This is a genomic window from Chondromyces crocatus (assembly GCF_001189295.1).
Taxonomy (GTDB): Bacteria; Myxococcota_A; Polyangia; order Polyangiales; family Polyangiaceae; genus Chondromyces; species Chondromyces crocatus.
In genome coordinates, this window is record NZ_CP012159.1 from 10,419,828 (window position 1) to 10,445,964 (window position 26,137).

General features: G+C 69.8%; 20 protein-coding genes. 4 read left to right on the top strand and 16 right to left on the bottom strand.

Features of this window, described 5'->3' with window-relative positions:
• Positions 1-3 precede the first annotated feature (3 nt).
• The 3 genes from CMC5_RS37765 to CMC5_RS37775 all read left to right on the top strand — a co-directional run bounded on the left by CMC5_RS37765 (position 4) and on the right by CMC5_RS37775 (position 6,126).
• Positions 4-2,856 (top strand): WD40 repeat domain-containing protein, encoded by a 2,853-nt coding sequence (locus tag CMC5_RS37765; RefSeq protein ID WP_050434939.1) that lies wholly within the window; start codon positions 4-6, stop codon positions 2,854-2,856.
• Positions 2,853-3,497 (top strand): hypothetical protein, encoded by a 645-nt coding sequence (locus tag CMC5_RS37770; RefSeq protein WP_050434940.1) that lies wholly within the window; start codon positions 2,853-2,855, stop codon positions 3,495-3,497. Before CMC5_RS37765 ends, CMC5_RS37770 begins: the two co-directional genes overlap by 4 nt.
• A 67-nt stretch (positions 3,498-3,564) precedes the next feature.
• A complete protein-coding gene (locus CMC5_RS37775) occupies positions 3,565-6,126 on the top strand; it encodes a DUF2169 family type VI secretion system accessory protein (protein WP_050434941.1) in 2,562 nt (853 codons plus the stop codon).
• Between the two features lie 103 nt (positions 6,127-6,229).
• On the opposite strand, the gene CMC5_RS37780 is transcribed toward CMC5_RS37775, so the two are convergent.
• From CMC5_RS37780 to CMC5_RS37830, 11 genes are all read right to left on the bottom strand, one after another.
• Positions 6,230-6,916, bottom strand: a complete 687-nt coding sequence (locus CMC5_RS37780; RefSeq protein ID WP_050434942.1) for a penicillin-insensitive murein endopeptidase — start codon at positions 6,914-6,916, stop codon at positions 6,230-6,232.
• Between the two features lie 24 nt (positions 6,917-6,940).
• The gene (locus CMC5_RS37785; RefSeq protein ID WP_050434943.1) at positions 6,941-7,564 is read right to left on the bottom strand and encodes a hypothetical protein; all 624 of its coding nucleotides are present in this window, start codon (positions 7,562-7,564) and stop codon (positions 6,941-6,943) included.
• Entirely contained in the window at positions 7,561-10,380 is a 2,820-nt protein-coding gene (locus tag CMC5_RS37790; protein WP_063796422.1) for a type VI secretion system Vgr family protein, read from the bottom strand. The genes CMC5_RS37785 and CMC5_RS37790 overlap by 4 nt, the downstream gene beginning before the upstream one ends.
• 9 nt (positions 10,381-10,389) lie before the next feature.
• On the bottom strand, positions 10,390-11,745 hold the full coding sequence (locus CMC5_RS37795) for a T6SS phospholipase effector Tle1-like catalytic domain-containing protein (protein WP_050434944.1): 1,356 nt from the start codon (positions 11,743-11,745) through the stop codon (positions 10,390-10,392).
• Positions 11,742-12,158 (bottom strand): hypothetical protein, encoded by a 417-nt coding sequence (locus tag CMC5_RS37800; protein ID WP_050434945.1) that lies wholly within the window; start codon positions 12,156-12,158, stop codon positions 11,742-11,744. The genes CMC5_RS37795 and CMC5_RS37800 overlap by 4 nt, the downstream gene beginning before the upstream one ends.
• Complete coding sequence (locus tag CMC5_RS37805) at positions 12,158-13,084, bottom strand: DUF4123 domain-containing protein (RefSeq protein WP_050434946.1); 927 nt, start codon at positions 13,082-13,084, stop codon at positions 12,158-12,160. The genes CMC5_RS37800 and CMC5_RS37805 overlap by 1 nt, the downstream gene beginning before the upstream one ends.
• A gap of 3 nt (positions 13,085-13,087) precedes the next feature.
• Complete coding sequence (locus tag CMC5_RS37810) at positions 13,088-13,477, bottom strand: PAAR domain-containing protein (protein ID WP_050434947.1); 390 nt, start codon at positions 13,475-13,477, stop codon at positions 13,088-13,090.
• A 66-nt stretch (positions 13,478-13,543) separates the two neighbouring features.
• Positions 13,544-15,763, bottom strand: coding sequence for a type VI secretion system Vgr family protein (locus CMC5_RS37815; RefSeq protein ID WP_050434948.1), 2,220 nt, complete (start codon positions 15,761-15,763; stop codon positions 13,544-13,546).
• Positions 15,764-16,000: 237 nt separating this feature from the next.
• Positions 16,001-16,516: a DUF1579 domain-containing protein gene (locus tag CMC5_RS37820; RefSeq protein WP_050434949.1), complete on the bottom strand. Its 516-nt coding sequence runs from the start codon at positions 16,514-16,516 to the stop codon at positions 16,001-16,003.
• Between the two features lie 17 nt (positions 16,517-16,533).
• On the bottom strand, positions 16,534-17,166 hold the full coding sequence (locus tag CMC5_RS37825; RefSeq protein WP_050434950.1) for a lysophospholipid acyltransferase family protein: 633 nt from the start codon (positions 17,164-17,166) through the stop codon (positions 16,534-16,536).
• 178 nt (positions 17,167-17,344) lie between these two features.
• On the bottom strand, positions 17,345-18,694 hold the full coding sequence (locus tag CMC5_RS37830; RefSeq protein ID WP_050434951.1) for an agmatine deiminase family protein: 1,350 nt from the start codon (positions 18,692-18,694) through the stop codon (positions 17,345-17,347).
• A gap of 1,979 nt (positions 18,695-20,673) precedes the next feature.
• On the opposite strand from CMC5_RS37830, the gene CMC5_RS37835 reads away from it, so the two are divergent.
• A complete protein-coding gene (locus tag CMC5_RS37835; protein WP_156339157.1) occupies positions 20,674-21,627 on the top strand; it encodes a hypothetical protein in 954 nt (317 codons plus the stop codon).
• Between the two features lie 100 nt (positions 21,628-21,727).
• On the opposite strand, the gene CMC5_RS46740 is transcribed toward CMC5_RS37835, so the two are convergent.
• The 5 genes from CMC5_RS46740 to CMC5_RS45400 all read right to left on the bottom strand — a co-directional run bounded on the left by CMC5_RS46740 (position 21,728) and on the right by CMC5_RS45400 (position 26,073).
• Entirely contained in the window at positions 21,728-22,453 is a 726-nt protein-coding gene (locus CMC5_RS46740; protein ID WP_218920167.1) for a hypothetical protein, read from the bottom strand.
• Between the two features lie 218 nt (positions 22,454-22,671).
• Positions 22,672-23,424 (bottom strand): hypothetical protein, encoded by a 753-nt coding sequence (locus CMC5_RS46745; RefSeq protein WP_179955474.1) that lies wholly within the window; start codon positions 23,422-23,424, stop codon positions 22,672-22,674.
• Positions 23,425-23,455: 31 nt separating this feature from the next.
• Positions 23,456-24,214 carry a hypothetical protein gene (locus CMC5_RS46750; protein ID WP_156339158.1) on the bottom strand — a complete coding sequence of 253 codons (759 nt, stop codon included), beginning with the start codon at positions 24,212-24,214 and terminating at the stop codon, positions 23,456-23,458.
• A 123-nt stretch (positions 24,215-24,337) separates the two neighbouring features.
• Entirely contained in the window at positions 24,338-25,108 is a 771-nt protein-coding gene (locus tag CMC5_RS45395; RefSeq protein ID WP_156339159.1) for a hypothetical protein, read from the bottom strand.
• Between the two features lie 158 nt (positions 25,109-25,266).
• Entirely contained in the window at positions 25,267-26,073 is an 807-nt protein-coding gene (locus CMC5_RS45400; protein ID WP_156339160.1) for a hypothetical protein, read from the bottom strand.
• Positions 26,074-26,137: the final 64 nt, after the last annotated feature.

Genomic DNA, 26,137 nt, shown 5'->3' on the forward strand with positions numbered 1-26,137 from the left:
GGGATGCGCGCGTTTCTGCTGCCGGGTGGGGAGGAGTGCCAGCACCTGGCGTTCCGGCCCGATGGGGGCGCCGTGGCGATGGCGTCGCACCGCGGTGTGGGGGTGATGTCGCTGCCCGAGGGGCACGTGCGATCGCTGGGGCTTCAGCCGTCGTCGCTCCAGGCGATGGTCTGGACCGAGGCGGGGTTGACGCTCGCCGATGCGGAGGGGGGCACGGTCCTCGTGGACGAGGCGGGGCGCGTGCGCGCGGAGGCTGCGGGGGTGGGTGTCCTCGCGGTGGGTCAGGGGGCGCTGCTGCGGTTGCGCACGCCGGAGGGAGCGGCACGGTACGGGGGGACGCCGGCGCTCGAGGTGCTCGATGCTTCCACGCTGGGGCTGCAAAGGAGCCTGCCGCTGGAGGGTCAGGTGCTCGCGGTGCAGGGCGCTCACGCGCTGGTCGCCTCGTCGAGGGGGGTGACGCTGGTCGACTGGGAGCGCGGTCGAGAACTGCACCGCGCGGAGCTGCCCGATCTGCCGTCAGGGAGCTGGGTCCGCCGGGATGCGGTCTCGGTGGCGCTCGCACCGGATGGGCGGCGCTACGTGGTGAGCGGGCACGATCATGCCTGGCTGGGTGAGCTCGGGAGCGCGCCGCGCTGGCTGCCGGAGCACGGGGTGTGCGCGTTCTTGCCCGAAGGGATCCTGGTCGGGGCGTCGCTGCTCGACGAGGGGGGGAGCCCGCAGGCGGTGCTTCGGTTGACGGGGCTGCCGTTGCTGACGCGCGCCGTCGCGGTGTCAGCGGATGGGCGGTGGGTGGCGCTTCAACATCAAGGGGCGCTGTACGTGCACGCGCTCGGCACGCTGGGCGCGCGTCAGGCGGCACGGCCAGGTGCGGTGCGGCCGGTGACGGCGCTGGCGTTGAGCCCCGATGGGCGGTGCCTCGCGGGGACGACGACGCAAGGGGAGCTTCTGTTCTGGGACACGGAGGCCGGGAAGCTGCGCGCGGCCGTGGACACGAGGAACCACGATGCGGCGGCCCTCGGTTTCACGGCCGACGGGCGGCTGCTGGTCGGCACCAGCCGGGGGGTGGAGGTGTGGGATCCGGAGGGGCCACGCCGGCTGGAGAGCTGGATGACGCCGGAGCTGACCCACGTGCGAACGCTGTCGGTGCGGGGGGATCGGGCGCTTGCGGTGGGTCGGGAGCGCGCCGTGCTGTTCGATGCGGCGGGGGGCGCGCTGGCGGTGTTCGGGCCGTGGAAGGAGGCGTCGCAACGGAACGTGACGCTGGTCGGGGGGGATCTCCATCCGTCGGGCGAGGCGGTGCTGCTGCTGCGAGAGCGGGAGGAGGCGCTGCTGCTCGGGGCGCAAGGGGAGGCGCAGGGGAGCTTGCCGCCGCTGCGGCACGGTGTGTTCCACGCGGGGGGCGAGGCGCTCTTGACGAGCGATGGGCGAGGGTCCGAGCTGCGTCGCTTTCCTCTGCAGGACGAGCCCACGGAGACGCGGGCAGACTTCGAGCTGGCGGCGTCGATGAGGCAGGGGCTGCTCTGGGCGAAGCGCCAGGATCTGGGGGTGTTTCCGCTCGATGCACAGGCGCCGACGTGGGTGCGGCGGTTCCACGATCCGATCGGGGCGCTGGCGGTCGGTCTGGGGACGCAGACGATCTACACGAGCGGGGAGGCGCGGTGGATCGCCGAGCGTGACCTGCGCGATGGGCGGCTGCGGCGCGCGCTGCCGGCGGGTTCGGGTGGGCAGGTGCGCGCGCTGGCGCTGGATCCTTCAGGAGAGCTGCTCGCCGTCGGAGATGGGGAAGGTCGCATCCACCTGTGGCGGCTGGGCGCAGTCCCGGAGCGGCTGTCGATGCTCGATGGGACGTCGCTGCAACCGGAGGGGACGCTGTTCGATCCCGGGGAGATGGGGCCGGTGCAGGCACTGGCATTCCCGGGGGCGCTGGTCGCGGTGTGCGGTCATCACATGCTGCACTGGGTGTCGCCAGGGACGATGGCGCTCGATCGCAACGTGTGCGCGCGGCGGGACGTACACGCGCGGGGGCTCAGCGCGGACGGGCGGCGCGCGTGGAACGGGGGCGAGTTCTTCGGGCTCGGTGACGAGGTGGAGGTGCTCGACGTGGACACGGGGCAGACGCTCGCGAAGATGCCGGGCCCGCTGGGGTCGGACCAGCGGATCGCGCTCTCGCCGCAAGGGGATCGGCTGCTGATGACGAGTTCACCGGGTCAGGGGACGGAGATCGCGCTGTGGTCGGTGCAAGGGCCACGTCGGCTGGCCACGCTGCACGTGGACCGGCCGATCCGGCAGGCGCGGTTCCTCCCGGATGGGTCGGTGGGGATGTGGCTCGATGCGCCCGCGCCGGACGACGAGGACGAGGGGGTCTCGGGGCCGGGGCTTCTGTGCCGGTGGGATGTCGCGGCGTGCGTGGTGGAGCGGTGGCTGCCTTCGACGCTGGGGCTGACGGATGCGCACGGGGTGGAGGTCGGTGGCGGCAGGGCGCTGTTCTGGGGGTGGGGGCCGCAGCAGATCGTGGACCTCGCGTCCGGGGAGCGCATCGCCGCGCTCTCACCGCACGAGCTCGCGAGCGTCACGGCGGGTGCGCTGTCGGCGGATGGGCGCGTGGCGGTGACGGCCGATGGGCTCGGCGAGATCCGGGTCTGGGATGCGTCGACGGGTGCGTGGCGTGCGAGCTTCTGCAGCACGCTCGATGGAGGGACGTGGGTGCGCACGGCAGAGGTGGTGCGCGACGTCCCGGGACCGCACTGGAAGGATCAGGCGGCAGAGACACGCGCAGCGCACGAGCAGCGGGCGTTGCTGCACGACGACGAGCACGACGACGAGCAGGAAGCCGGCAGGGAGGGCGAGCGCGGATGAGTCATTCGCTGATGGTCGCGCTGGAGCAGCCTCCGGAGGCGCTCTGCTGGGCTTGCGGCGAGGAGCGCGCCACGGGCCTCGCGGTGCTGGAGATCGCTCGACCCGGGCTGCGGCTCGTGAGCGCCACGGGAGAACCCGAGGTGCCGCGGCAGGTGTTCCACGACTGGATCTTCGGCTGCGCCGAGCGGTTGCTGCAGGCGTACATCGGGTACGGTCACCTGCAGGCGCACGAGAGCGACTGGCTGAGCCACGGGCTGGCGCTGATCAAGGTGACCGGCGCCCCGCCAGGGGAAGACGCCGATGCGCTGCGGGACTCGGCGCTCACGCTGCTCGCCTCGCTGAGCATCCCGGCGCGCCTGCGTTCGGGTCACCCGGTGGAGATGGGGGCGGTCTACGACTGGTCCGTGGCGGCGCTCTCCTGGGCCGCGAAGCGGTACGTGCGCGATCGGCGGTGCGCGGAGGAGCCCCCCACGCTCTGCAGCAAGGCAGCCGACATTCACGCGGAGGTGGCCGAGCACCGGGGGAGCGATCCCACGGCGGCGCGGCGGCTGGAGCGCGCGGCGCAGCTCCAGTCGCTCGTGGGCTCCTTTCGGCAGGCGCTGGGGCGACCTGCGTGGCCGGGCGTCCACGTGAGCAAGTGAACGGCGGAGTGATGCCGCGCAGGGTGTGACCTAGCGGCGGCAGGGGAGGCCGGTCTACCCTCACGCCATGGAGGTCGTCTCCGGCTGCGCTCTGCCTGCCGCTTCGTTGATGTGGCAACCCCGGGCATCCACCTGGGTCCTCACCTTCTTTTGCAAGGCCACCTTTCATCTGCAGGCGGGCGAGTCTCCGCTGGCCGACGATCAGGAGCCGATCCACGTCGAGGACAGCTACTGGGACGATGACCCGGCACGCAGCCTGTACGCCGCCACGGACCTGACGCCGCACAAGCCGCGCACCGACGTGATCCTGGTGGGCTCCGCGTTCGCGCCACAAGCGCAGCCGGTGCGCTCGCTCTATGCGCGGCTCATCGTCGGGGATCTCGACAAGTCCATCGAGGTGTTCCTCGACCGCGCGCTGTCGCCGGACGGGATGATCCTCGAAGGGCAGCGGTTCACGCGCATGGCGTTGAGCTACGAGCGCGCCGCGGGAGGTGGACCCGACAGCGTGAACCCGGTGGGCCTGCGCGCGGACGCCCGGGATCCCTACGGGCGGCTCAAGCTCCCGAACCTGCAACCACCGGGGCAGATGGGCAACCCAGGGGACATGGCGCCGATCGGGTTCGGTCCGATCTCGCCAGGGTGGGCACCGCGCCGCAGCAAACTCGGGCGGTACGCCGCGAGCTGGACGCCGCACACCGTCCGCAGTGCGCCGCTGCCCGAGGATCTGGACCGCTCGTTCTTCAACGCGGCGCCGCGCGATCAGCAGCTCAACGGGCTGAGCGAAGACGTGCGCATCGTGCTCGAGAACCTGCACCCGCAGATCCCCCGGCTCGTGACCAACCTCCCTGGTGTCCGCCCGCGCGCCGTGCTCGAGGGGCGGGGCGGCCATCACGCGCTCGCGATGCGCGTCGACACGCTGTGGATCGACACCGATCGTCAGCTCTGCACGCTGACGTGGAGCGGTCAGCTCGCGCTGGAGAGGCCGGACGAGCCAGGTCGGATCACCCTCAACGCGGACAACCTGCCCGCGACACCGAGCACGATGCGCCAGGCGGGCACGCCCCAGGAGCGAGCGCCGTCGTCGCACACGTTCGTGGGGACCGTCGACGACGACGAGGAGAACGGGCCGGAGACGCAGACGGGGGCGACCGCCGGGGGAGCGACCCCGTTCGGGCCGGGCCGGCGAGCGACGTTCGTTCCAGGGGTGCCGGGGAACGTCGTCGACCCGAAATCCGCGCTGCCCTTCGCTGCGCCGAGCGCCCCGGCGCGCGAGGAGGAGCGCCGCACGCCTGCGGGTGGAGGGGGACTCCCCTTCATGAACCCCTCGGCCACCTCCGGCGGTGCGCTGACCCCGTGGCCGCAACCCGCGCCCTCGGCGCCTGCACCGCGCCCGTCCTCCCCTGGGTGGCCTGCGGCGGTCCCGACGCCCGTGCCCCAGGCCGCGCCGAGTCAGCCCGTCACCGTGCCTCCGCTGGCCCCGCCGCCCCAGGCCGCACCGCTCCCTCCGATGCCGCCACCGCCCGTCCCATCCCCGATGCCGTCCCCGATGCCGGTGATCCAGCCTTCGGGCACGAGCGACAGCGCGTGGTCGTCGGGCATCGGGCGCGGGGATCAGCCGCCGGCGCGCTCCATCGGCGAGGCAGCCGTCGCCGCGGCGGCGCCACCTCCGCCGGTGCGCGTGGACGGCAACGGCTGGGCATTCGGCGCCTCGACGGCCGCAGCGGCCACCGGGGCATCCGCTCTCCTGGCCGGCAAGCAGCGCGAGGAGCGGCCCACGATGTCGTCGACGTCGGGTGCCGCCGCGGTCCGCCCCGCAGCGCGGATGGACTCCCGCGAGATCCTCCACCTGATCTGGTACCAGCCCGACAGCGTCGCGCGCATCTGTCGCGTCCCGGTGTGGCGCGCGATCCTCGACGAGCTGGAGCAAGAGCCCTCCGACGACGCGCTCGACGACCCGGCACCGACGAAGGACCCGATCGAGATCGAGGACCGCCGCGACATCTTCGAGATCCTCGCCCACGGCGCCTCGCAGGACGCCGATCAGCTCGGCGACGAGCTTCAGGGAGCCGTGCGCCCGGGGGGCAAGTTCGTCCCTCCGCTGCTCTTGCTCGCGGGCGATCTCGTCTTCCCCTTCGACGAGCGCGAGACCCTCAAGGCAGCGATCGCCGTGGCCACCTCGGTCGCAGGAGCGGACGAGGGGCTGAAAACGAACCTCCGCGAGGCGCGCGAGTTCCTTTCGACGCCGGATCTCCTCTGCCCACCGCAGGTGTTCGACGGGCACACGAACCGCATCCGCGAGGCGTTCCAGCGGGCACGCCGCGGCGTGTCGGCCGACTACCTCGACACCCAGATGGAGCGGGCGCTCCTCGAAGGCCGCCACTACCAGCGGCGGCAGGTGCTGGGGATGGTCGCGATCCGCGCCTACTTGCTCAGCAGCACGGGCAACGGAGCCCGGCCGGCGCCGGTCTACCTGCCGGAGGATCTCGCCCGCAAGCTCCCGCTCTTCCAGCGCTTCAGGACCCGGCTCATCGTCGAGCTGTACCAGCAGGAAGATCAGTACGAGCAGCACGCCGCAGCGCTGAAGGCACTGGTGCTCGGCCGGGTGACGCTCCCGCCGGATCGTCGGTAGACGCTGACGCGGGGCTGCGCGGTCTCCCTCGCCTCGCGCGGCCTCCCCTCGCCTCCTGGCGAAGGGAGCAGCCAACGCGCCCCCTCCCCTGCCCCCTCTTCGCTCAGCTCTCGAAGCGCACGTGCAGGTGGTTGTGGTGCCCCTTGTAGTAGCGCACCCCGGTGATCTCGGAGTCGTTGAACAGGATCAGCTTCAGGTTCGGGTCCTTCTGCAGCTCCTCGACCACGCGCCGCGTCCTCTCGCGGCTGTAGTTCGGATCGGTGATCTGCACGGGCGACCGCGCCCCGTCCGCGCGCTGCGGCCGGATGTCGACATCGGTCCCGCGCCGGTGCGAGCCGTGCGGCGGCATGTGCCCGCCCTGCGCGAAGCTGATGTCGCCGATCCCGATCTCGATCCCCTCTTCCCGCAGCGACGCCGCCAGCGTGCGCAGCGACTGGATGGTCGACGGCGTCCCCCACACCCGATCCGGGTTCACGTAGAGGTACAGGTTCTCGTTCTCCACGGAGAGCTGCGAGAACGCCACCGTCGTCGCGTGCGGCACCTCGCCGAGAAGCGTCCGCCACGTCCGCCCGTGCGGATCCACGCGCCCATCCGGTGACGACAGGCGCACGATCCGCCGCTGGAAGGCGATGATCGCGCGCTGCGTGAGGTCGTCGAGGTTGCCGTCCTCCGGCACCCGCCCGATCTCCGCGACGATGTGCGCGTTCTTGTTGAGCTGCTTCTGGACGAGCAGCACATCGTCGTGCGCGTTCTGCCCGCCTTGTCCGACCGAACCACTGAGACGATACATCGGCGTTCCTCCCGCACGGGTGGGCTACCCGGCGACCTCCGGGGGCATCCCGACGATCGCGCAGATCTCCTCGAACGCCTTGCGGCGTGACGCCTCGTCGTCCGCCCCGAGCTGCAACCAGATCGGCCGGTAATCCCACGACAGCGGGTCCGGAGAGAGCCCGGCCATGTAGAACAGCATCGCCCCCGCGTTGCAGCGGATCTCGAACTCGGGGTGGTGCAGGCAGGCCCAGGCGAGCGCGTCGCGGATCACGGGCGACCGCATCGGCTCCGCGGCGACCAGCGCGGCGAGCCCGCTGTCCATGTCTCCCTCGCGGATCACCTCGGCCACGATCTCGTCGGCCTGCGGGATCGCTTCCAGGGAGGCGAGCGCCTTCGCCATCGCCACGCGCATCCGCCCGGTGGCCTCGGGCAGGCGGCGCTTCATCGGCATCACGGCGCCGCGCGTCTCCGCCGCCGCCAGCGCAGGGGGCGCGCGCCAGTCGTCGATCTCCAGCCGCTCGATGAGCAGCTTCTCCGCCTCGCGGCGCTCGTCCTTCTCCAGCCCGAGGAGGGTCTCGATGTCGACGGACTCCTGCCACTCGCGGCCGAGGCCTTCCACGCTCGCCAGGAACCGAACGAGATCGTGCGACGGATGTTCGAGGCTCATGCGCCCTCCTGCGAGGTCTGCACCGGCGGCACGGACGGCGGCGGCGGCGGCGGTGCCGGGGGCGGCGCGGTCCCGAGGACGGCGCTCATCGGCACGGGGACGAGATCATACGTGGCGCCCTTCTCGTCCGTGTACGGACCGTTCGGGTCCGACTTCATCAGCAAGACGTTGATCCCGGTCACCTCCGGGTTCGCCGCCAGCACCTTCACCTCTTCACGGAGGATGGCCGTCTCGCTCACCGGCACCCGGGAGACCACCACGTTCACCTCGCCCTTCGCCTGCTGCGCCAGACGGCGCGAGATCGTCTTCCAGGCCGGGTTCGACAGCGCCCACGGGTCCTTCCCTGCGGTGTTCGCCAGCGTGTCACCGCCCGGCGTCATCTCCAGACGTGCCGCCGGGCTCCCTCCATTCGTCTTCTGCGCGGCGTACTGTCCCGCCACCAGCCCGGCGAGCCCGCCGCCCCCGGACCAGAGCACCGTCCCTCCGGGCGGCGTCGTCACGTCACCGCTCACGGCGAGCTTGAACAGCTCCAGCATCCGCACGTTGTCGGGCGCCGCGACCTTGTCCTTGATCTCGAACTGCTTCTTCAGCGCGTCCGACACCCCGTGCGCCTTCAGCTTGTCCAGCTCGCGGATGACGCCCGTCTTCGACTTCGCCTCGACCGCCAGCGCCGGCTCCTTCGGGTGCGAGCCATGCCCGTGCCCCGCCGAACCGCTCACGTTGATGTCGACCTTGCGCCCGGAGATGACCACCCCCGCGCCGTCGATGCGCAGGAAGCCCCCGGGCCCCTTCACCGTCACGTCGGGGGCCTCGTTCGTCACCACCGGGCTCAGCGCGTGCAGCTCCTTGCCTGCCTCGCGCGCGAACGTCTTCGCCACCTTGATCTGGTACTTCTGGTAGACCATCAGCGAGCGCGTCTGGCCCACCTGCTCTCGCCGGTTGCCCTTCACGTGCACGGCGAGATCCCACTCGTCGCGCTCGCGCCGCGCCCCTCGGACCACCACGTCCTGGTCCTTCTCCACGAGGAGCCAGCGGTTCTTCTCGTTCAGCTCGAACTCGTCGAGCCGGATGAGCTGCCGCTTGTTCCCCTTGATCAGCGTGTGGTGCACCGAGCCGATCATCGCGTGCCGCTCCTCGCGCGTGACCTGCAGCCGGTTGCCGTCGACGGTCTCGATCTCGTTGGCGATGACCAGCTTGTCCCGGTCGTGGCCCACGGTGAGGATCTCGTCGTTCTTCACGAGCTTCCGCTTGTTCTTCTCGGCCTGCATGTAGACCAGCTCGTCGCCCTTCTCGTCGTCGAACTTGATCTCGTTGAAGCCGTTCGACGAGGGCGCCGAGTCGCTCTTCCATGTGCTGACGGTCTTGTAGTCCGGCAGTTTGTAGGGCACCGGGTGCGTCGCGTTGTACAGCCGGCCCACCACCACCGGACGATCGGGGTCGCCTTCGATGAAGGTGACCATCACCTCTTGCCCCACGCGCGGCAGGTTCAGCCAGCCGTAGCCCTTGCCGCCCCACCCCTCGTTCACGCGGATCCAGCACGAGCTGTTGTCGTCGTCGGAGCCGTAGCGATCCCAGGGGAACTGCACGCGCACGCGCCCGAACTCGTCGACGTGGATCTCCTCATCCAGCTTGTCCACGCCCTTCGGCCCGACCACCGTCACGGTCTGCACGCCGAGCACCAGCGGGCGCGGCGTGATCAGCGGCGGCCGGAACGGGACGTCGGCGAACACCGCGTGCCCGAGGACCTCCCACTCTCCTTCTGCCGTCCCCTCCAGCACCATGTCCGTGACCAGGAGCTCTCGCCCCAGATCCGGGTGCGGGTGGTGCTCGACGCGGAAGATCACGCCGGGCTCCAGGTCGTTCAGGTTGCTCTGGAACGCCACGCCACCCCGGTCGGCGCGCGCGCTCTCCAGTGCCCGCGTCGCGCGATCCTTCCCGTGAGGTTGCTCGTGCCGCGCCACGCCCTTGTCGTCGGCGACCGGCGTGTTCCCACCGGCGGCGCCCTCGACGAAGAACCCACCCGGCAGGTAGTGGTACTGCTCGTAGCTCGACTCGGGCGCGCCTGCGCGCGGCGCCTCGCCGAACAGCTCGTAGCTGGGCTTGCGGAAGTCGTAATCCCGGATGGTGTAAGCGCCTGGCCGCACCTCGCGCACGAGCTGCACGCGGGACACGAACTCGCGCTCCGCCGCCTCGTTGGGATCCTCTGCGTAGGGGACGGGATCCCCTGGCCGCCTCTTCCCCTGGTGCAGGGCATCGCTCAGGAACAGAGCGCCGCTGCCGCTGTCGTCGTCGGGGAAGGTGTAGGCGATGCCCGCCTCCTCCAGCAGCCGGCTCACGAAGGCGAAGTGGCTCTCGCCGTAGAGCACCTTGAACTCGAGCTTCGGGTACTTCCCTCGATCGATGTGCCACTTGCGCGGCACCGCCCACTCGTCGAGCAGCTTGTCGACGATGTCGGGGATCGACATGTGCTGGAAGATCCGGTGGTCCCGCTGCTGCTCCAGGATCCACAGCGTCGGCAGGATCCGCAGGTAGTACGTGGACAGGACCTTGTTCTCGCGGCGCTCGCCGTGCGTCTGCTCGATGTAACTGCAGACGCCGTTCCACGCCCGGCTGCCACCACCCGCCACGCCCGCGTAGCCTGCCGTGAGCCGCAAGCTCGCCGGCTGGCCCACGATCGCGTCCAGCGCCACGTCGGGGTTCTCGGAGCGCGCCCACACCGAGACGGCGTAGGGCGTCGAGACGGCCTGGTGGATCGAGAAGCGGATCACGGAGAGCGATGACTCCCCGCACTCAAAGCTGAGCTCTAGAAACGACATCGTGGAGCCCTACTTCTTCGGCTGCGGGCCCATGTAGAGCACCGTCCGCTGCTTGCGCCCGAGGAACTTGTCGTGCCCCCAGCGCGAGTCGTGGATGTAATGGATCTTGAGATTGATCATGGCCGGCAGCTTGTCGCGCTCGTCGTAGTACATCGTGCGGTACTCCTTCGACGGGAACATCTGGATGTACTGCTTGCCGATCGCGTACGGCCTGCCGGCGCGGTAGCCGTCGTACTCGTTGTACCAACCCTCGAGATCTCCCGGCACCGACACCGTGAGGTTGTTGAGCGGCACCTCGGCGCGCTTGCTGGCCTTGTACATGTCGCGCAGGGGGATGAGCGCCAGCTCCGGCTGCTTCGGCGGTACGTACGGCTCCGCCGGGATGGTCACCTTGTAAGGCATGCCCCGCGGCCCCGCCCGGTACTCCGTGCGCGCCGGCTTCGCCGGGATCGCCGGCGTGATGATGTAGCCGCCACCCACGTCGCTGTGTGCGCCCGGGTAGAACAGCTCGATCATCGTCGCCTTGTAGTCCTGCGGCTCCTGGTAAGCCCTGCGCGTCGACGCCCAGAAGCCGTTCTTGTCGGCCGGATCCATGAACAGCGACGACAGCGGGAAGTTGCTGCGGATCTCGTCCTCGGCCGCCATGTGCACCGTACGCTCCACGTAGGTGTGATCGACGAACAGGTTATAACCGGCGAGATCGTTACCGATGTCCAGACCGCCGAGCCCGAACGACGCCACCGTGTCGAACACCCCGAGGAATGTCGGCACGATCCCTTTGTGGTGCTCGTAGGCGGGCTCGCGGATCACCACCCGGCCCACGGTCCTGTACTTCCAGCCGTTGCGCTTCTGCAGGTTGTTGATCCCGATCGTCTTCACGCTGTTCACGAAGTCGCGTGCGATCGCAGCCCCGCGGCTGAAGCCGTACGTGTCGTACTGCTTCTCCTTCGCGAGGTGATTGTTGTTGTTGCTGTAGAAGTCTTCCAGCTGCTTCAGCCCCCACAGCACGCGCGCCTTGCCGCCACCACCGAAGGCGTTGCCGCGCCAGTCGTATGCGGTGTTCGACGACCCCTCCCCGTTCGCGTGCGAGTCGGTCCCGACGCCGTGGTGGTAGATGGGCTTCAGCACCGTCCCCTCGGTCTTGTAGACCTGGAACAGCTTCACCACGTTGGTCGGCGCGTTCTCCGCCGTTCCCGGGTTGCGCGCGTCGACGTTCTCGTCGCGCTGCTTGCTGTTGTTCGTTCCGTCGAAGAAGACGCCGATGCGCACGCGCCCCACCGGGCACTCGGCCGTCCCGCTCGGCGCGATGCGCGGCATCGCCTGCGCCTTCGTCATGTTGTCGATCGCCCGCTCGGCCGCGCTCATTGCAGTTCCCCTTCATCCGGTGTGGGTAGACCGAGCGCGATCCAGTAGGCCTCCGGATCGCTCTGGCTCGCCGCCTCGTCCCAGGCCTTCTCCGAGACGGCATACGTCAACGCATCGATCCGCTCGTCGGGCTCCCCGTGGTCCGGGTTGAAGAGCTCTCGCTGGATCGCCGGATAGCGATCGAACTCCGGGTGGATGCGCATCATGTGCGCCACGAACACGGTCAGGCTGTACTCCCAGGTCAGCCCGTACGCGCGGCCCCGCTCGATGCCGTGCGCCACCCGCCGACGAAGCAGGTCGTCGGACAGGATCGCCACCGCCTCGGTGTGGTAGCGCCGGAAGTGCGTCACCACCCGGTCCACGAACGCCGGATCCCCCGTCTTCTGCCGCTGCTCGCGCGTGACCAGGAACATCAGCCCACCTCCGCGTCGAACCGAGCCAGCCCACCGTGCGCGTCTTCCATCAGGAACGCGCCCACCTGCTGCCCGAACAGCTCCGACCGCTGCTTCGGCGTCGTGATCGGCAAGAACTCCCGCAGCACCCCCGGGTCGTAGAAGCGGAAGTAGAACTTCTTCCGCGTATCCGCGTCGGCGATCATCAAGAACCTGCGCAGGTGCCGCCGCAGCTCCTTGAACGACCGCACCGACCGCGACGTCTCCACGAAGATCCCCCAGCGCTGCTCCCACCCCTCGCGCACCAGCCGCCCGAGCAGCTTCGAGCCCCGCGGCAGCTCCACCAGGTGCGGCGCCACGTGCTCCATCGACTCACCGTCGATCCCCTCGTACAGCGAGCGGTACGTCTCCACCGACTCCCGCAAGAGCACCAGGATCCGCTCCGAGCGCGCCGCGTCGAGCACCGCGTACAGGTTCCCTTCCACCTTCTGCAGCGCCTGCAGCGCCGCCTCGCTCCGCGCCGCGCGCGCCTCCCGCGCCGCCTGCCGTGACGCGCGGTTCTGGCTCAGCCACAGCGCCGCCAGCGGCTCCACCTCGTCGGGCTCCGCATCGTCCAGGTAGGCGTCGTCGTCGGTCGGCGGTGGCGTCGCCGCCTCCAGGTGCACCATGAAGTCCGTGCCCCCGGCCCGGATCCACGCCCCGTTCTGCACCTCGCCCGCCTCGACCCGCTCACCGCCGAGCAGCGTCCCCGCCGAGCTGCGCAGATCGCGCATCCGGCAGCGCGCGCCGTCCCAGGTCAGCTCGAAGTGCACGCCCGACATCTGGTCATCGGGGATCGCCAGGTCGGCCCGCGCCTTGCGCCCCACGCGCAGCCGCTCACCTGGCTCCAGGATCGCCTTCTTCCCGTCGAGGGGACCGTAGCGCACCGCGAGGATCGCCCGCTGCACGGCTCAGCTCTCCCTGTTCTTCCGGGCGGCCTCGCGCTCTTGCTTCCGCCGCTCGCACTCCTCGCAGAACGGCTCGTCGGTGCGCAGCGTCTCGGCCTGCGCCGACGACCCGATGTTCACCGTCATGCAGCCCATCACCACCTTGCCCCCGTGGTCGGTCGGGTCACCGCGCCGCGCCGCGTCCTTGTTCCCGATCACCACCGTCGGCTCACCCGCCGAGATCGTGTCCGGCGGCCCGATGCAGATCAGCTTGTCGCCCACCCGCGCCGCTGGCCGGTAGCCGATGAGCACGGACACGTCCCCGCTCAGCACCGGCCCGCCGACGTGCGGCTTCGGGCCAGGATCGACCTTGGGGCAGGTGTGCATGTCGGTGATGCGCGCTGCAGGAGGCATGTCCGCTCCTCGTCCTTTCCGCTCGTGTCGCTCGCTCGTCCCTTCGACTCGACCGCCTCGGCCCGCTTACTGACCGATCCCGTCCACCCGCAGATCGATGGGCTTCGGCCGCTCCGGCTCGTTCACCACCGCGACCTTCGCCTCCTCGGGCAGCTCCGGCTTCGAGCCCTCGCCCGAGCCCGCGCTCCCGCCGCTGTTGATGCGCACCAGCGTCCCCCGGATCGTGACGCCGCTCGAATCGATGCGCACGAACCCACCCGGCCCCTTCAAGGTCAGGTCCTTCGCCGCCTCGATCACCAGCGCCGACCCTGCCTTCAGGTGGATCTGCTGCCCCGCCTCGATCGCCGCGTTCTTCGACACCTTCTCGTACTGGTTCTTGTCGACCGTCAGCGACAGGTTCCCGTCGACGCGCTCGTTCCGGTTGCCCACCACGTGCGAGCTCGCGTCCTTCTCCACGCGCTCCCGCTTCATCTGCCGCACCACGATGTCCTGATCCTTGTCGATCAAGATCATCATGTTGCCGTCCGTCTTCTCGTGCTCGTCGCCGCGCACCATCTTCAGGCTGTTCGTGCCCACGAAGGTCGTCCGGTCGTTGTCCGTGATCTCGGTGCGGTCCACCCCCGTCACCTCCACCCGGTTCACCCCCGTCGTCTCCGTCTCGTTCCGGATGATGTACGTCTGCCGATCGTGCCCGATGGTGATGGTCTCGTCGTTCTTCACCAGCTTGCGCAGGTTCTTCTGCGCCTGCATCCAGACCAGCTCCTTGTGCTTGAGATCCTCGAACATGATCTCGTTGAAGCCGTTCCCACCGATCGACGAGTCGCTCTTCCACGTGCTGCGCGTCTTGTGGTCCGGCAGCTTGTACGGCACCTGCTGGGTCGCGTTGAACACCCGGCCCACCACGATCGGCGCGTCCGGATCGCCCTCGATGAACCCGACCAGCACCTCCTGCCCGATGCGCGGGATCACGATCATCCCGTAGCCCGTCCCCGCCCAGCCCTGGCTCACCCGGATCCAGCACGAGCTGTTGTCGTCGAGCTTCCCCTCGCGGTCCCAGAAGAACTGCACCCGCACCCGACCGAACTCGTCGACGTGGATCTCCTGCCCGCGCGGCCCCACCACCACCGCGCTCTGCACGTTGTTGAGCTTCGGCTTCGCCGTGCGCAGCGGCGGCCGGTACGGCATCTCGGTGAACACCGCCCGCGCCGAGATCACCCACTCGTCCTGCGGCGACCCCTCGATCGACAGCTCCAGCACCAGGAGGTCCGTCCCATCGCCGATGTCCGGATGCGGATGCTGCCCGATGTTGAAGATCACCCCCGGCGCCACGTCGGGCACGTTCGTGTCGAACGCCACCTGCTTGCGCCCCACCCGGCGCCCCAGGATCGCCCGCTCTGCGCGCCCCTTGCCGAACGCCTCGTCGTGCCGCGCGATCCCCTTGTCGTCGGCGACCGGCGTGTTCCCGTCCCCCTTCCCCTCCACGAGGAACGACGCCGGGTGGTAGTGGTACTGCTCGTACCGATCCTCGGGCGACGGCGCGGGCGTCGACTGCCCGAACAGCTCGTACGAAGGCCGCCGGAAGTCGTAGTCCCGCATCGTGTGCACGCCTGGCCGCACCTCGTGCGACAGCCGCACCCGCGTCGCGAACTCCTTCTCCGACTCCTGGTTCGGCTCCTCCACGTAGGGCAGCGGCCCGCCCCCCCGCTTCGGCCCCTGGTGCAGCTTGTCGTTGAACGTGATGTTCGACCCGCCCTCGTCCGGGAACGTGAACGCGAAGCCTGCCTCCTCCGCCAGCCGGCTCATGAAGGCGTAGTCGCTCTCGCCGTACTGCACCTTGTATTCGAGCTTCGGATAGCTCCCGCGATCGATCTTCCACGTCGGCGCGATGCCCCACTCACCGAGCAGCTTGTCGAGGATGTCGGGGATCGAGAGGTGCTGGTAGATGCGGTAGCCGCGCCGCTGCGTCAGCAACCACGTCTTCGGCGCGATGCGCAGGAAGTAGCTCGACTCCGCCTTCTGCCCCGGGATCGGCGTCACCCCGTGCGCCTGCTCCACGTGGGTGCAGACCCCCGTCCACGTCCGCGCGCCGAGCTGCGCCACGTACGCCGTCCCGTGCACGATCTTCAGCGTCGCTGGCTGACCGATGATCCCTTCCAGATCGACGTCCGGCTCCTCGCAGCGCGCCCAGATGGACACGTTGAAGAGGTTCGACACGGACTCTTCGACCGTGAAGCGGCGGACATGCAGCGTTTGTCCGGAAGCAACCGTGAGCTCGAGGATCGGCATGGAGCACCTTCGCCCCGAGCTGGCCGCACACCGCTCCGTGACGCTCCGCGCGGGGAGGCGACATGCTAACGCAACAGGCTTGTCCTAGATATGGAGATACCGCAGCGGACGGATGCTGCGATTCAGTGGATGCTCACCCTCCGCGATCCGGTGGCGAGGCTACATTGCCGCGGTGCGGCGAACCGGTTCTCGTGATCCGCTCCACACTTCGGCGGGTGCTGACGCCAGGACGCCGGCTCAGCCCGTCGCGGGTGCCCGGCGCCGGTAGTCCGTCTCCATCCCCTTCGCCTCCGTGCCATCCGGCAGCACGTTGAAGTGGGTGATCACCAGCCGATCCGGCCCGTCGACCGTGATCTCCGTGCGCCAGCCGTAGCGGTTCCCCTGCCCGTCCCCGTAGCTCCCCAGCACACGGAAGTCCCCCGACGTGCTCCCTGCCTCGCCGACCGAGAACATGATCGCCGTCCCGTTGTGCATGCTGTCCACCCACGCCGTCTCGTAGCGCGCCTCGTCGAGGTGGGCCCCGTGGATCGCGATCCCCGACAGCGGCTTGCCCTGGAACGCCCCCTCGTACTCGTGCACCACGAACCGCCCTCCGAGCGCCGACCGGATCGTCCCCCGGCACGGCGACTCGTCCGCGACCTCATCGGGCTGGAACCACACCCGCGTCGTCCCTTCCCACTCCCCCACCATCAGCGCCAGCCGATGATGCGCCCCGCGCTCTGCCTGCGACTCTTCCAGCGTCAGCTTGCTCATGCTCGCTCCCCTCCCCTTCAGACCGCGCTCATCGCCAGCTCGGGCGACCCGACCCCCGGTGCCTCGTCCTCCTCGCGGAGCCTGGGCACGCTCTCCTTGGCCGGGTGCTTCCCGCGCACGTCACGGTAGAACGCGCGGATGCGCTCCATGTCGGCGCGCACGTCCCCCGTCGGCGTCACGAAGCCACCGATGCCGCAGGTCTTCTTCTCGAAGTCCAGGTACCCGAGCCCGATCGGCACCTGCGCCGCCGTGGCGATGCGATAGAACCCGGACTTCCAGTGCCCCACGGTGCCGCGCGTCCCCTCGGCCGGGATGGCGAGGACCAGGTGCTCGGCCCGCTCGAACTGGTCCACGGCCCAGCCCACGCGGTTCTTGCGCGCCCCCCGATCGATCGGGATCCCACCCAGCGCGCGGAGAATGCCGCCGAACGGCGCGCGGAACAGCTCCTGCTTGCCCATCCACGAGATCGGCACGCGCATCACGTACGACGTGGCGAGCATGAACGGCAGGTCCCAGCCCGACGTGTGCGGTGCCGCGATGAGCACGAACTTGTCGTCCGTGGGCGCTTGCGTCTCGAGCTTCCACCCGAAGGCTGCGAGCCACGTCTTGCCGATCCAGTAGGTCAGGGCGCCGCCCCGGTCATTTCCCATGAGACGGCGGAGGATAGGGCAGCGACGCCTGGAAGCCGAGCCTTCTCGCGGCGCGCGTTCCCCGGGGTGCTCGATCGCACACCGGGGCCGCTTCAGGCCCCGATGTCGCTCAGCGCAGCGCTGCTCGGCTCAGCTCAACTCAGCCCAGCTCGGCGCAGCTCGACGTAGGTAGCTCTGCTCAGGGATTCCCGACGACCGGCTGCTGCTGGGTGATGCAGTGCATACCGCCGCCACCGGTGTGCAGGGCCTCCGGGTTGATCGGGATGATCGTCCGGCCCGGGAAGGCCTGCGAGAGGATGAGCTGCATCTCCGCGTCCTTCGCGGCGATGATCGGATTGCGCCCCGGCTTGTAGTACGCGGGCACGAGAACCACGTTGTTCGTGACCACGTAGTTCATGTAGCTCGTCGCCAGCACCACCGTGATCGGGCTGTCCGTCGGGATGGTGTGGTTGTCCTCGAACGTCAGCGTGGTGATGTAGTCGTACGTCGAGTCGCCCGGCCCCATCGTGTCGAAGATCAGCTCCGGCGCCGGGACGCGGATGATCTCGATGTCCTTGCCCTCGGCCGTCGTCGCCGAGTCGATCGCCGCCCGCGCCGCTTCGAGCCGGAGGCGCCCCTCGGCCGCGATGGAATCCACCGCCGCCTCGGCCGCCGTCACCTCGGTGAGGAGCACCTTGTCCTCGGCCACGAACCGCACGAACTCATCGACGTGACCGCCCACGGGGAGCGCCGTGTACACGTCGCTGGGGAGCCCACGGTTGCGCCAGTAGGAGAGATCGTCCTCGGGCACCCCCTCCGGGACCCAGACGATCTTCTTGATGCCCATCTTCTTCTTGTATTCATGCTCGATCTGGGCGCGGCTCATGCCCGGATTGCGGTGGAAGGCCACGGCGTCCGCGAGAAGCATCGTGCCCTTGCCATTCACGTCGATCGCACCGCCCTCGCTGACCATGTTCGAGCTGCGGATCGGCAGCCCGAGCAAGGTCCCGATGTCGCGGTCGAGCTGATCGGTGTCCCACGGATCCTCGCTGGAGTGCCCCTGATAGCCCCAGCTATTGAACGCGAAATCGGTGACGGCGAGCTGCCCCGCCGGGTTCTTCAGGAAGATGGGCCCCGTATCCCGCAGCCAGATGTCCATGAGCGAAGGCAGCACGTGCAGCCGCACGTGCGAGCGCGGAACGCTGTTCAGATCCAGGACATCTTCGACGTATTCCACCTCCTCCTCGCTGGCGACCGCGATATCGACGTTCACATACGGAGCGAGCGCCTCCACCATCTCCAGGTAGACGGGCTCCCTCGGTCTCGCCATCGTGCCGTCGTACATGGGCCACGACATCCAGAGGGACTCGTGCGGCTCCCACTCGGCTGGCATCCGGAACGGTCCGGCCAGGCTCGACTCGCTCACCTCGGTGGCATCGTCGTCGGCATCGCGCTCGACGTCGGTGACGTCCATCTCCGCGCAGCCGGCGCCGCAAAGGAAGAAGAGGCCCATCAATGCGGACGCATTCCAGGAGAACAGAGGCTTCATTATCCATCCCTCCGAACTGGGCAGGCTCAGCGCATTCTGCGCTCGTCACGAGGACACCCCGTAAAAGCCGGAGTGCGCTTCTGTCCTTGCCCCAGGGTGCTTTCAGACGCTGGGCTTCACGACCCGCTGTCTGCGATGTCAAAACGTGGATTCAGGATGTCCACGATGCGGATCTTACACGGAATGATGTTCTGCACAAGCACGCAATGGCTGCGGACGACTTCCCAATGGTCGGGTGCCTTCGTACTGCATTCCACCGACATGTCTCCTCGGAACGATCCCTAGGCGTGTCCGGGGAGGGCTCGTGGGGAGGGATCGCGGGGTGCGGGGCTGACGCCCCGGCTGGCATGTCGAGGGCAGGCACCAGGCCGCCGACATGGGTCGCGCTCGTCTCCCACACGCGGAGAAGATGCTGCCCGTCCTGGCGACGTTGCGCGCGTGAAATCCTCCACCCTGCGCGCCCCGACGCGTCGGAGGCATAAGGCACGGAGCACGCCAACCGCCCTCGAGCGGCATGGCGAGTAGATTGCAACACCAAGCATCTGTCCCCCTGAGGAAGATCCTGGTGATTCGGGAACAGGGGCTCGGCACGACCTGGGCTCAGGCGGAACCTGCTGGCCGTCATAATGCCCACGAGGCGCTCCAGCGATTCACGCATTGCGGAGGCCTATAGGGAGCAGCCACCCTCCGAGGGAGTGACCTCGAGTCATTTCCTCGTGCGCGCCACATCACCCCGGGAGGTCGCGCGCCACGGCCACGGCCACGACGAGGCCATACCGCGCCGAAGTGACGCCCCGGCGTCGGGGCCACGCAGCAGTGACGCCATGGCACCTGGACCTCATGCACCGGCGCTGCGTGAACGAGGTGGCGCGGACGACGCGACGGGGTGACGCGCAGGCGGCGGGGTGGCGGTATGACGTGCACGGGTGCCACCCCGTCGGCAGATCCGCGCGGCAGGAATGGGGAGAGGCTCGGCAAGATCCCGGTTGTAGGAGGGCGCACACGCGTTCCACGTGGCAGGAACCCGGTTGTAGGAGGGCACACATGCGTTCCACGTGGCAGGAATGCGGTTGTAGGTGGGCACACAGCACATGCTCGCGGCAGCCGACAGGAGGCACGCGGCAACCGACAGGAGGCACCCGGCAGCCGACAGGAGGCACGCGGCAGCCGACAGGAGGCACGCGGCAGCCGACAGGAGGCACGCGGCAACCGACAGGAAGCACCCGGCAGCCGACAGGAGGCACGCGGCAGCCGACAGGAGGCACGCGGCAGCCGACAGGAGGCACGCGGCGGCCGACAGGGACTCCATGGCGGTCGACAGGAAGCACGCGGCAGCCGACAGGGACCACCCGGCAGCCGACAAGGAGCACCCGGCGGCCAACAGGGACTCCATGGCGGTCGACAGGAACGATCCGACGGCCGACAGGTACGCCCCATCGGCGCCGGGTCACGCCGCCAGGCGCCCACGATCGGCGCGCGGGTCCTGCACGCCCTTCCTCACGAGACGCAGCGCCTCCTCACGACGTCACGAGACGAGGCGCCTCCTCACGACGACGCCCTCGCCTCGGCGCTCCGACCCTTCCCTGGTGAATGCACGCGCCAGGGCATCGACGATAGCCCCCCTCTCTCCCAGTCACGCACGTCCTCCCATCAATCACCACATCTCATTGCAGGCGTCCACGGCTCTCCTATCGCCACATATCGTCACATAGGGCCCGGTGTTACAGGGTGAAATTGCGTTTCGCTCGGGCAGCTCTTATTGCTTTGACGTTCCCCTGAGGAACCTTGCCTGGAGGGATATCGACATGAACCAGTACGACAATGCGGAGAGCCATCCTGCCAATCCCAATCACGCCGCGCAGCTCGCCCTCGATCCGGAGGAGCGCGACGTCTCGGGAGCGGCAGTGCTTTTCAGCAATCTCCTCTTAACCCTGACCGCGCACGCTCCCTCGCCCGAAGCGGTGGCGCGGTGGCGCGCCATGCTCCCGGATGCCGAAGCGCGGGTCGACGGCCTGCAGATCGCCTCGAACCGTGTCATCTCGGCGCTGGTGACGGAGTACGCGGCGATCGTGCCGCACCTGCTCGATGAAGCGTTGCCGGGCTACGGTCCACGACGCGCTCACTACGCGCTGACGCTCGCGTCGCAGCACGCGCAGATCTACGCGGGGGTCTTGAAGGTGGAGGCGATCCGGGCCGGCGCCTCGGAGCACAAAGGCATCAGCCTCCAGGAGGCGCGCCAGCGGCGCTCCCACCTGCTCGGGCTCCTGCTCGACGCAGCGCAGGGCAACGCACCGTTGCTCGCCGCGCTGGGCAAGGCGGCACGGCGCGGATCGAAGCAGCCCGCGCACGTCTCTGCGAGCCTGCAAGGCTTGAGCGCGGTGGGGCGGCAGCTCCTGAACCAGGCAGCTGGCAACCCGGGCCTGAACGAGGCGCTCAGCGACATGGGCCTCACCCTGAGGACGCTGGAGCTCGCCGAGGAAGCAGCGCTGGCCATGGGCACGGCGCGCGAGGCCCACGACGTGGAGCGCGTGGTCCACCGCCAGGAGTCGGACGAGCTGAATACGCTCGACGGTCGCCTGTGGTTCGAGCTGGAGGCCCTCCAGCGCGCGGCAGCCCGAGCCCGAGGGATGGGGCGGAAGGTGCCCGCGGTGCGGCTCGCAGCGCTGCTCCCGAGGCGCCGCCGTCGCCCCGCTTCGGAGGCGCCGCCGAAGGGCGCCATGGCCCTGAGCTCCAGCGGAACCTCGAGCGCCACGGCCGGTCCGAGCTCCACCCGAGCACCGAACTCGTCACGGGCACCGAACTCGTCACGAGCACCGAACTCGTCACGAGCACCGAACTCGTCGCGAGCACCGAACTCGTCGCGAGCACCGAACTCGTCGCGAGCACCGAACTCGTCGCGAGCGCCGAACGCTTGCGTGACCGAGGCGCTGTAGCGCCGGAGGGCGCGCGAGGGCGGAGCGCGCGAGGGCGGAGCGCGCGAGGGCGGGGGTCGAGGCGCGTCCCCGCCCCTCCCCAGCGCACCTCGCTCGACGTCTAGAAGCGCCCCCGAAGGGTGAGCCCCCCCGGACCGACGACCAGCGTGGCGCTCGGCACGCCGGGGGGCTCATCGTCGACAGGCACCTTCTGCGCACCGAGCACGGTCAACGTGATCCCACCGCCCACGGCCAGCAGACCGCCCGCGATGACCGCCGCGCTCCCCAGCTTGGCCGTACCGGCATCCCCGGTCCCGCACCCAGCTCGAGCGCATTCCACGTTGGTATCCGCGATCCTGAACAGGAGGATGCCCATCGCCGTGGCCGCCACGCCCACCGTCGTGAGGCTGATGCCGCCCACCATCATGCCGATGCTCCGCCGCTTCATCGGCCTGTCGTCGGGTGAAGACCCATCGATGCGCAGGACGCCGGTCGTGGAGAACGCTTCGCCGGGGTCCGATGGCGTGGGCGCCGCCCCGTATCCAGGCGCCCCGTATCCAGGCGCCCCGTATCCAGGTGCCCCGTATCCAGGTGCCCCGTATCCAGGCGCCGCCCCATATCCCGCTGGCGATCCGTATCCCGCTGGCGCCGACCCATATCCCGGCGCCGACCCATCCCCTGGCGGCGGTTGCCCTTGCGCTGCTGGCGACTGGGCCTGAGCTGGGGCGAGCGCTGGCTGCGCCGGCCCCGGGCTGGACGAGGGCGTCACGACAGCGGGCGACGTACCGCCCGAGGCACCGCCCACAGGCGCCGGCGTCGAGATCGGCGCTTCAGACCGCGGCGCCATCTGCGCAGAGAGCTCGGGGGCCATCAAGCTCCCGGCGACGAGTAACGCGAGCGCAAGACAGGGGATGGAAGATCGCGACGTCATGCTGGAGAGACAGGCCACGCCAGGCCGAACGTCAAGTCGCAGCAAGATACCGACCGGCGGCGTGCACACAGGCCAGCGAGAGCATCAGGGTCAAGCCAGCACGATCCCCTCGGACCGGGCCGACGGCAGGCGCGCTAGAACTGGCCGCGGAGCGTGAGGCCGCCCGGACCGAGGAGCAGCGCGGCCTCCGGCGCCTCGGCGTCGCCGTCGATGACCGGCACCCTCTTGGCCCCGTAAACGATGAGCGGGATGCCGCCACCCACGGCCAGCAGACCGCCGACGATCAGCACGATGGGACCAGCGGGAGGCGAACTCTCTTCACACGAGGGGCAAGGGCCCTCATACACGCAAGGTGGGCAGTCGTAGGAGTTGGAACTCAGGGACATCGCCGTGCCCAGTGTCGTGAGCACCGCGCCGACCGACGAGAGCACGATGCCTCCCACCATCATGCCCACGCTCCGCCGCTTCATGGAGATGGGGGCGTCCCCCGGCGGGGGTGCATTGGGACCATAGCCGGGTGGATAGCCATACCCTGGCGGCGGATAGCCATAGCCTTGTGGTGGATAGCCATACCCGGGCGGTGGATAGCCATACCCGGGTGGTGGATAGCCATACCCTGGCGGCGGTTGACCATAGCCTGGCGGCGGATAGCCAACCCCGGGCGGTGGATGGCCTTGAGCAGGCGGCGGTTGGCCATTGCTGGAGGACGCCTGCTCACCCCCTTGCAGGGATGGCCCACCGCCTGGTGAAGCACCGGTGGAGGCGGATGGGAGCCCCGGCGGCTCCCGGGGTGCTGGCGCAGGTTGCGCGACCAGCTGGGTCGTCGTCAGGGTCGCGGCGACGAGCAGCGCGAGGCGGAGGGGAAGAAAAGACAGGCTCCTGAACATCTCTCGATGAGAAGGGGGACCGGATGCGACGTCAATGAAACTGTCCCTGGAACGTGAGCCTCCCGGGCCCGACGAGCACCGACACCGCGGACGCAGACGACGGCGGCTCGTGCACCGGGACGCGCTTGCCGCCGATGACGATCAGCGGGATCCCCGCACCGAGGCCCACCAGCCCACCGATGGTCATGCCCATGACGACGTCCTTGGCCGGCGGGCTGTTGGTGAGCTCCAGGGACATGCCATAGAGCGCACCGGCGAGGATCGACACCGCGCCGAGGCACGTGAGCGCGATACCCCCCGTCATCATCGCCGGACTTCGCCGCACCGTCTCGACGGGCACCTCCGTCGGCGGCGTCGAGGCGCCCCCTCCTGGCGGCGGATACCCATACCCCGGCGGCGGATACCCATACCCCGGCGGCGGATACCCATACCCCGGTGGTGGATACCCATACCCTGGCGGTGGCTGGCCCTGCCCTGAGGGTGGATACCCATGCCCTGGCGGTGGCTGACCCTGCCCTGGCGGTGGCGGACCCTCTGCAGAGGGCTGGCCCTCCGCGGGTGGCTGCGGCAGCGGAGGCGCGGGAACTCCGCCCGCCGGCGGCGGCTCTTGCACCGGGTCTGGCGAGGACGTGGCAGCGGCCGCTGGTGGAGCGGCGGCGGCTGGAGGTGCCGCGCCAGGTGGCGTGGCGGGAGCACGCGCCGTCGGCGCAGGCTGGGCAGCGAGATCCGCCGACAGGAGACACGCTGCGGCGAGGGCCGCGAGACCGATGAAGGTGACGTTCGGGGCCATTCCGCCTAGCTGACGCCCTGCACACGGCGTCCGTCAACGGAAAGCAAAATGGCGACGCTCCTTCGCCATCACGGAGAGCCCAGCGGTGACGGCCAGGGAGAAGGGCACCGGCATGGCCGATCGTCAGAACTGCCCTCGAAACGTGAAGCCACCCGGACCGACGTGCAGCGCAGCCGCCGGGACGCGGGGAGGATCGCTGGTGGCAGGTACCCGCTTGGCGCCGACGATGATCAGCGGAATCGCCGCGCCGATGCTCGCGACGCCACCGAGAATCATGCCGACGCCGACGGCCTTGCCCACCGGCGCGTCCTCGCAGGTGCACCACACACAGATGGGGCACGCCCTCAGGGTCGAGACGATGAACACCATGGAGCCCGCCGCCGTCCCCGCGAGACCGAGCGACGCGAGCACGATGCCGCCCACCATCATCCCCGTGCTCCGCGGCTTCATGGGAATGCGCGGTTTCCCCCGCGCGTCGAGATCGTACCTGGGCGACAGATAGCCATGTCCTGGCGGCAAAGCGTCGTCCCCTGGCGGTCGATGGCCGAACCCTGGCGGCAGAGCGCCACCCCCTGGCGGCAGAGCGCCACCCCCTGGCGGCAGAGCGCCCCCCCCTGGCGGCGGAGGCGCAGCCCTTGAAGCCTGGGCGTCATCCCTTGATGGCGGCTGTGCCTGGGTCGCCCCGGGAGGCGCGACGGGGAGTGGCTGCGCTGGCGCCGGGTCCGACGGGTCCACGGCCGCGCTGGCTGGGGAGTCGGCCGGCGCTTGGAGCGCCCCGCGGAAGGGAGCGCCGGGAGCGCCGGACGTCGGCGCCGGCTGAGCGACGAGCGTCGTCGCGACGAGGCTCGCTGCGAGGAGCAGCGCGCTACCGAAGACGAAGGGTCTCGGGGCCACACTTCACCAGACGCGATGGCAACGGCCCGGTCAAGCCGCAGCACGACGGCGACGCCTTCGGGACGGCCTCGATTCGGAACGGCCTCCATCCGGAATGACCTCTGTCCGAGGAGCGGGACGGGCCCGAGTCAACGCTGACTGCGGCGCCGACGCCCGGCTCAGAACTGCCCGCGGAACGTGAGCCCTCCCGGACCGAGCAGCAGCGCAGCCGCAGGGGCTTCGGCGGGCTCCTCGATGACGGGCACCTTCCTGGCACCGATGACGATCAGCGGAATCCCCGCACCGACGCCCAGCAGGCCACCGATGATCAGGGCGATGCCGCCCGTCTTGCCCCCTTTCTCCTCGCAGGGGCAGTAGCCGTTCGACATGCACGGTTCGCACAGGATGTTGTCCGAGGCCATGTAGACCATCGTGCCGAGCGACGCGACCACGGCGCCGATGGAGGAGAGCAAGATGCCGCCGACCATCATGCCCTTGCTCCGCCGCTGCATGACGATGGGCGGCCCCCCGGGCGGAGGGGCCTCGGGATTGACGCCCGGAGGGTAGCCAGCCCCTGGCGGTGGATAACCATACCCTGGCGGATAGCCATAGCCAGGCGGGTAGCCATAGCCAGACGGATAGCCATAGCCAGGCGGCGCTTGCCCAGGCCCCGGCGGCGGATAGCCAACCCCTGGCGGCGCTTGTCCAGGCCCCGGCGCAGCCTGACCAGCGGGCGGCGGGGGCGCCTGGGATTGCGCCGACGGCGCGACGAAGCTCGATGCGGGAGGTGACTGCCCCTGGGTCGACGCCGACGGGGAGGCCGTGGCATCAGGAGCCGGCGCGCTGGAGGCGCCGCTGGATGCGCCAGGCCAGGGAATGGGCTCCCGGGACGTCGGCGCCGGCTGGGCACCGAGCGCGCCGGTCGTGAGGCTCGCAGCGGCGAGCAAGGCAATGCCGAGAGGGAAGGGTGAAGCTCGCCTGGTCACACCTCAGCAGACGCGGAGCAGGTCTGGCCGTCAATACGTGGCGACGAGCGGCACCATGCTCGGC